The organism is Nakamurella sp. (genome assembly GCF_048594475.1).
Classification (GTDB): Bacteria; Actinomycetota; Actinomycetes; order Mycobacteriales; family Nakamurellaceae; genus Nakamurella.
Genome location: NZ_JBMDXT010000065.1, coordinates 1 through 6,754, shown reverse-complemented (window position 1 = coordinate 6,754; position 6,754 = coordinate 1). Strand labels below are relative to the sequence as shown.

Here is a 6,754-nt window from a genome sequence, read left to right as displayed (position 1 = left end):
TGCTGCTGCGGGTCGAGGAACTCGATCCGCTGCGCCGGCGGCTCGCGGCCCGGCTGCCCGGCCGGCCCCGGCGCCGCGGCGCCGCGGTCGCCCCCGCCGGGCACCCGCCGGCCGGAGCCGACGAGCACGGCAACCCGGTCGCGTCCACACGCGTCCGGAACGACGGGCATGGCACGCTCGTGGGGGCCGACCCCGCGGTCGCGGGCGCCGCCCCGACGGCGACGGCCCGCTCCACGGGACCGGCCGGGCCGTCGTCCTCGTCCACGAGCAGGGAGCAGGTGTCCGAAACGGTGTCCGAGAACCTCAGCGGAGGGCCCGCCGTCGATGCCGAGAACGTCGATGCCCGGCCGGAGGATCCGGAGGCGACGACCGAAGTCCGGCGCAGCGACCTGGCGGAGTCCGCCGGCGATGCTTCGACCGGCCCCACCGGCCCGGACACCGCCGGCGACACCACCGGCATCGAGAGGGCCGCGATCGACACCACCGGTGCCGCGAGCGCACCCGGCGCCGACACCGGGGACGGAACCGACCCGGCGGGCGCGGCGGATTCCCCGCTCAAGCCCGGGATGATGGTCGGCGGCCGGTACCGGCTGGTCAACCTGATCGCCTCGGACGGCGCGGGCCAGTGGTTCTGGCGGGCCAAGGACGCGGTGCTGCCGCGGGACATGGCCGTGACGATCCTGCCCGACACGACGGGCACCTCGGCCACCGTGGCCCGCACCCTGCGGGCCGGCAAGCTGCACCACGTCGGCCTGCCGCAGACCCTGGATGTCGGCACCGACCACGGCCAGTCCTACGTCGTCGGGCAGTGGGTGGACGGCGCCACCCTGACCGATCTGGTCTCCGGCGGGCCGTTGGACGCCGACGTCGCCGCGTCGATCACCGCCAAGCTGTCCGAGGCGGTGGCCGAGGCCCACCGCAACGGCGTGTCCCTGGGCGCCATCCACCCGTCGCTGGTCCGGGTGAACTTCGACGGCCAGGTCCGGCTGTCCCACGTCATCGCCCACGCCTCGGCCACCCCCGACCAGGACATCCGGGCCATCGGCGGGCTGCTGTACCTCATGCTCACCGGGACCTGGCCGCTGGCCGCGCCGGGCACCGCCGGCGACGGCCCGGTGCCGCTGCCCCCGGCGCCCACCCGGTTGGCTCGCGAGGTGCCGGCCGACGAGGTCGTCGCGACCGTGCCGGAGGCGCTGTCGGCCCTGGCCGAGCGCGCCCTGCACCCGGAGGAGCCGGACGGCATCCACGCGGTCGGCGCGATCGCCGCCCTGCTGCGCAGCCCCGAGACCGCCCCGGGCGTCGCGGACGCGCCCCCGCCGCCGGAGAACCGGCCCCTGTCGGCCGCCGATCGCCGGCTGATCCGCGAACGCCGGGCCAAGCTGAGCCTGGCCGGCGTCGTCCTGGCCGTGTTCGCGATCCTGATCATGGTCGCGCTCGGCGGCCTGGTGAACCAGTTCACCGCGTCGATCCAGAACAGCGCGCCGGAGGAGTTGCCGATGATCGACTCGGCGACCGCGGCGTCCACCGCCCCCAGCCCGGCCGAGGCCGCCCCGACCACGGCGGCGTCGACCACGGCCGGCCCGGCCGCACCCGCCGCGGTGCCGATCGTGGCCGGCGCGGTGTACGACCCGGAGGGCGACGGCACCCCGGACTACAAGGACTACGTCGACCGGGCGTTCGACGGCAACGAGGGCTCGTTCTGGCTGACCTGGGTGTACAAGCAGCAGTTCCCCACCCTTAAGTCCGGGGTCGGTCTGGCCCTCGAGCTCGAGCGAGCCGTCAGCCCGACGCAGGTCACCGTCAAGAGCGCCACCAACGGCACGGTCGTCGAGGTCCGGACGGCCGATTCGCTCAAGCCGGGGCCGGTCGACTCGACCACCAAGCTCGGCTGGGCGATGGTCAACGACGGCGTCGCCACCGTCGACATCAGCAACGCGCCGTCGTCGAAGTACCTCATCGTCTACGTCGTGAAGATGGGCCAGACGCCGGACAACCAGTTCCAGTCGAAGATCAACGAGATCACCGTCACCGGCAGCTGACGCGGGAATATTGTCCCGTCCAGGGCGTTGAGCGGACTGCAGACGCGGGCGCCGGCACGGGCCCGCCCTATCATCGTGCAGCAGCCATCATCGGGCGGCCGCCGGGTCGGACGGACCGGGCGGGACCGGTGCCCGGTCGCTGCGTGAGGGAGATGTCGTGAACCAGTTCGTGTCCATCCCGGGCGTCCAGGCCGCCGTCGCGCCGGTTGCGGACGGGCCGGTCTCCGTCGACGGCGACCGCGTGCACGACGTGATCGTGGTCGGCTCCGGGCCGGCCGGCTACACCGCGGCCATCTACCTGGCCCGCGCCGAGCTCAAGCCGCTGGTGTTCGAGGGCTACACCTACGGCGGTGCGCTGATGAACACCACCGAGGTGGAGAACTTCCCCGGCTTCCCGGCCGGCATCATGGGCCCCGAGCTCATGGCGCAGATGCGCGAGCAGGCGGAGCGGTTCGGGGCCGACCTGCGCACGGTGGACGCCGAGGCGGTCGACCTGTCCGGCCCCGTCAAGACGGTGACCGTGGATGGGACCGTGCACCGGGCCCGCGCGGTGATCCTGGCCACCGGGTCGGCGGCCCGCTACATCGGGCTGCCCGAGGAGCAGCGCCTGGTCGGCCGCGGCGTGTCCGCCTGCGCCACCTGTGCCGGCTTCTTCTTCCGCGACCAGGACATCCTGGTCGTCGGCGGGGGGGACTCGGCGATGGAGGAGGCGACGTTCCTCACCCGGTTCGCCCGGTCGGTGACGATCGTGCACCGCCGTGAGGAGTTCCGGGCCAGCGCCATCATGATCGAGCGGGCCCGCAAGGACCCGAAGATCAAGTGGCTGACCAACGCGGTGGTCAGTGCGCTGCACGGTGAGACCAGCCTGACCGGCGTCACCGTCACCGACACCCGGACCGGCGAGCAGACGGAACTGGCCGCGACCGGCCTGTTCGTGGCGATCGGCCACGATCCGCGGTCGGAGCTGTTCCGCGACCAGGTCACGGTCGACCAGGAGGGCTACGTCCTGACCGGCCATCACGTGGAGGCGATCGCCAACACCGGGACCAGCGTGGCGGGCGTGTTCGCCTGCGGCGACCTGGTCGACCACACCTACCGGCAGGCGATCACCGCGGCCGGCAGCGGCTGCGCGGCCGCGCTGGACGCCCAGCACTACCTGGCCGCCCACCCGGCCCCCGAGGGCGCGGAGGTGATCGGGGCCGCGCACCCGACCGATCCGATGCCCGACGAACCGCGGGCCGAGTTCTCGGACGCGTTGAGCGTCTGACCCGCCCGACCACCACCCACCCGCGCAACCCGACACCGCCACCAGCACCGACAGAGAGGTTCATCATGGCCACCGTCAAGGTCACCGACGACAGCTTCACCACCGACGTCCTGCAGTCCGAGAAGCCCGTGATCGTGGACTTCTGGGCCGAATGGTGCGGCCCGTGCCGCATGGTCGCGCCGATCCTCGAGGAGATCGCGGCCAAGCACGAGGACAAGGTCACCGTCGCCAAGCTGGACATCGACGCCAACCCGCAGATCGCCCAGCAGTACCAGATCCTGTCGATCCCGACGATGCTGGTGTTCAAGGGCGGCAAGCCGGTCAAGCAGGTCGTCGGGGCCAAGCCGAAGGCGGCCCTGCTCAAGGAGTTCGCGGACGTCCTGGCCTGAGCCGGACCGTCCTCCCGCCGCCGATCGGATCGGATCCGGTCGGCGGCGGTCGGCGTTTCGGGGTGGTTTCGCCCGGGATGCCGACTTCGAGCCGGGTCCGACAGCTCACCCCGTCCGGATCCCGCCGGTCGCCCCTCCCGGATGACGCCCGCCCGGAATGACGGGCATCCGGCCGCAACGGGGGCACAATGATGGGCGGCGCGGGCCCCGGCGGCCGAACTGTGAGAGACGACTGCGAGGCCGATGTGAACCCGCCCGCGGCTGATGCGTCAGTCGAAAGGGTGGTCGTCCGACTGCCGAGGGTGAACCGACCGGGTTCGCCCGACGAGACTTCAGGGAGAGCGATGCTGCTGCGGCGCGGAGATCGAGGGCCGGCGGTGGCCGACCTGCGGGACGCATTGGCGAGCCTGCAGCTGCTACCCGGCCTCAACGGCTCGGACCGCATGCAGGTCGAGTTCGACGACGCCGTCGACCGGGCCATCCGGGACTTCCAACAGCGCCGCGGGCTGATCGCCGACGGCATCGTGGGGCCGGTGACCGCCCGGTCGCTGACCGACGCGCGGTGGACGCTGGGCTCGCGCACCCTGTCGCACACCCTGTCGGTGGCGACCACCGGCGACGACGTGATGGCGCTGCAGACCCGGCTGGCCGAGATGGGCTACAACACGGGCCGGCCGGACGGCATCTTCGGCCCGCTGACCGAGCAGTCGGTGCGCGACTTCCAGCGGCACCGCGGGTTGGCCGACGACGGCGTGTTCGGCGCGCAGACGTACAAGGAGCTCAACCGGATCGGCCGCATGGTCACCGGCGGCCGGCCGCAGTACCTGCGTGAGTACCAGCTGGTCCGGCAGGCCGGGCCGCGGTTGCACGGCAAGCGGATCGTCATCGACCCGGCGCACGGCGCCGACGACGCCGGCTGGACCTGCGGCGAGGTCCGGGCCGCCGACCTCACGTTCGACATCGCCCAGCGGCTGCGCTCGCGCATGGTCACCGCCGGCATGTCGGTCGTGCTCACCCGGGGCGCGCACGAAAACCCCTCGCAGGAGGAGCGGGCGGCGTTCGCGAACTCCGTCGGCGCGGATCTGCTGCTCAGCCTGCACATCGACGGGTCGGCCTCGCCGCATGCCTGCGGTATCGCGACGTTCCACTTCGGCACCGATTCCGGGGCCACCTCCACGGTCGGCGAGACCCTGGCCGGCCTCGTCCAGCGCGAGCTGGTCGCCCGGACCCGGTTCGCGGACTGTCGGGTGCACCACCGCCCATGGGACATCCTGCGGCTGACCCGGATGCCGGCGATCCAGGTCGAGATGGGGTACCTGTCGAACCCCGCCGAGCGCGGCCGCCTGGTGTCCTCCGAGTTCCGCAACCAGCTGGCCGACGGCATGCTGGTGGCCGTCAAGCGCCTTTACCTGGACGGCCGGGACGACCCGCACACCGGAACGTTCACGTTCTCCGATCTGCTCGCCCACGAGCGGCGCATCCGCGACTCGGCCTAACCCGGGTCCGCCCCGCCGGTGGCGGCCCGGCCGTTCGGTCGCCGCCGGTTCGTCCCGGCGCCGACCAGCTCGCGGACCGCGGGCGGGGGCGAGGCCGGGATCGAGACACTGGCGAACAGTTCCTCCAGCGCGGCCTCGACCTGGGCCTTCCAGCCGAGATCACGGCCGAGTTCCAACCGCAGACGCGGGTACCGGTGGTGCGGCTTGACGTCGGTGAAGCCGACCGCGCGGGCGAAGCCCGCCGGCAGCACGCAGGACGGGACGTCGTCCTCACCCACCGGGTGCTCGGTCCCCAGCAGGTCGGCCAGGCTCAGGTCCGGCAGCGCGTCGGGGGCCGCGGCCGGCGCGGGGCCGCCCTCCCGGCCGAAGAGCTCGATGGCGCGCACCCCGCGGCGGGTGAGCTCGCGGATGACGCCCTCCATCAGGTAGCGGCCCAAGCCCTGATCGCGGTAGGCCGGCTCGATCCGTCCGGTGGTCAACAGAACGGCGTCCGGCGAGACCGGAGCCGTCGGGAACGCGGCCGCCCCGGGTACGGCCGTCGGCGGGGCGAACAGCGCGAAGCCGACCGGCTCGTCGTCCACGGTGACGATCTGGCCGGCCGAGCCCCAGGTCAGCATGACCCCGGACAGCCAGATCTCCTTCTCGAACTCGGCCTCCCCGGCGTGGGCCGCCAGGCGGGCGGCGGACGCCTCCAACTCCCAGGCGACACAGGCGCGGCAGCACTTCGGGATCAACCCGATCGTCGACATCGACAGTGGCACCAGCGCTCGCGTCACACCGCTCCCTCGCCGACCCGGATGCTGCCCGCACCTCGCGCGGGACAGGAGGCGACGGCCCGTCCCGACCGCCCCGACCAGGATAGGCGGGCGGGACGGGCGGTCGAGCCGCCGCCCAGCAAATAGATAGTGTGACTATCCAGTAGCTCGGCGTCCGGCGGCATCGATCGCCGACGGCGCCATCACCGCGACCAGGCGCCGGAGATCGTCCTGGGTGGCGAACTCCACCACGATGCGTCCCTTGGTGCGACCCAGCTCGAGCCGGACCCGGGTGTCGAACGCATCCGACAGTGCGCCGGCCAGGTTCTCCAGCCCCGGGATCGTCCGCTTCGGCGGCGTTGCCCGGCGTCGCGGCGTCGATCGCCCGATGATGAGAGTGACGGCCTCCTCGGTCCCCCGGACGGAGAGCCCCTCGGCGACGATCCGGGCGGCCAACTGTTCCTGGTCCTCCGGGTCGTTGAGCGCCAGCAACGCTCGGGCGTGCCCGGCGGAGAGCACGCCCGCGGCCACCCGACGCTGGACCGCGATCGGCAGCTTGAGCAGCCGGATCGTGTTCGAGATGACCGGCCGGCTCCGCCCGATGCGGGAGGCCAGCTCCTCCTGGGTCACGTCGAACTCCTCCAGCAACTGCTGGTAGGCCGCGGCCTCTTCCAGAGGATTGAGGTTCGCCCGGTGGATGTTCTCCAGCAGGGCGTCCCGCAGCATGTCGGCGTCCTGGGTCCGGCGCACGATCGCGGCGATCGTACTCAGACCGGCGCGCTGGGCCGCCTGCCACCGGCGTTCGCCC

At 72.9% G+C, this 6,754-nt stretch carries 6 protein-coding genes; 4 read left to right on the top strand and 2 right to left on the bottom strand.

Features of this window, described 5'->3' with window-relative positions:
• Positions 1 to 290 precede the first annotated feature (290 nt).
• The 4 genes from ACOJUF_RS03220 (at position 291) to ACOJUF_RS03205 (ending at position 5,191) form a co-directional block, all read left to right on the top strand.
• Entirely contained in the window at positions 291 to 2,039 is a 1,749-nt protein-coding gene (locus ACOJUF_RS03220; RefSeq protein WP_420120425.1) for a protein kinase family protein, read from the top strand.
• Positions 2,040 to 2,280: 241 nt separating this feature from the next.
• Positions 2,281 to 3,306 (top strand): thioredoxin-disulfide reductase, encoded by a 1,026-nt coding sequence (gene trxB, locus ACOJUF_RS03215; protein ID WP_420120426.1) that lies wholly within the window; start codon positions 2,281 to 2,283, stop codon positions 3,304 to 3,306.
• Positions 3,307 to 3,371: 65 nt separating this feature from the next.
• Positions 3,372 to 3,695 carry a thioredoxin gene (trxA, locus tag ACOJUF_RS03210; RefSeq protein ID WP_420120424.1) on the top strand — a complete coding sequence of 108 codons (324 nt, stop codon included), beginning with the start codon at positions 3,372 to 3,374 and terminating at the stop codon, positions 3,693 to 3,695.
• Between the two features lie 344 nt (positions 3,696 to 4,039).
• Positions 4,040 to 5,191: an N-acetylmuramoyl-L-alanine amidase gene (locus ACOJUF_RS03205; protein ID WP_420120423.1), complete on the top strand. Its 1,152-nt coding sequence runs from the start codon at positions 4,040 to 4,042 to the stop codon at positions 5,189 to 5,191.
• Here ACOJUF_RS03205 and ACOJUF_RS03200 read toward each other — a convergent pair.
• Together ACOJUF_RS03200 and ACOJUF_RS03195 are read right to left on the bottom strand one after the other, a co-directional pair.
• Positions 5,188 to 5,967: a GNAT family N-acetyltransferase gene (locus ACOJUF_RS03200; RefSeq protein ID WP_420120422.1), complete on the bottom strand. Its 780-nt coding sequence runs from the start codon at positions 5,965 to 5,967 to the stop codon at positions 5,188 to 5,190. The genes ACOJUF_RS03205 and ACOJUF_RS03200 overlap by 4 nt on opposite strands.
• A 135-nt stretch (positions 5,968 to 6,102) precedes the next feature.
• Positions 6,103 to 6,754, bottom strand: a 652-nt coding sequence (locus tag ACOJUF_RS03195) for a ParB/RepB/Spo0J family partition protein (protein ID WP_420120421.1), incomplete at its 5' end; no start/stop codon positions are given.

Bases quoted from the DNA above. Each gene is read 5' to 3' on its own strand.
- trxA (WP_420120424.1), top strand. From the start codon at position 3,372: ATGGCCACCGTCAAGGTCACCGACGACAGCTTCACCACCGACGTCCTG.
- ACOJUF_RS03205 (WP_420120423.1), top strand. From the start codon at position 4,040: ATGCTGCTGCGGCGCGGAGATCGAGGGCCGGCGGTGGCCGACCTGCGG.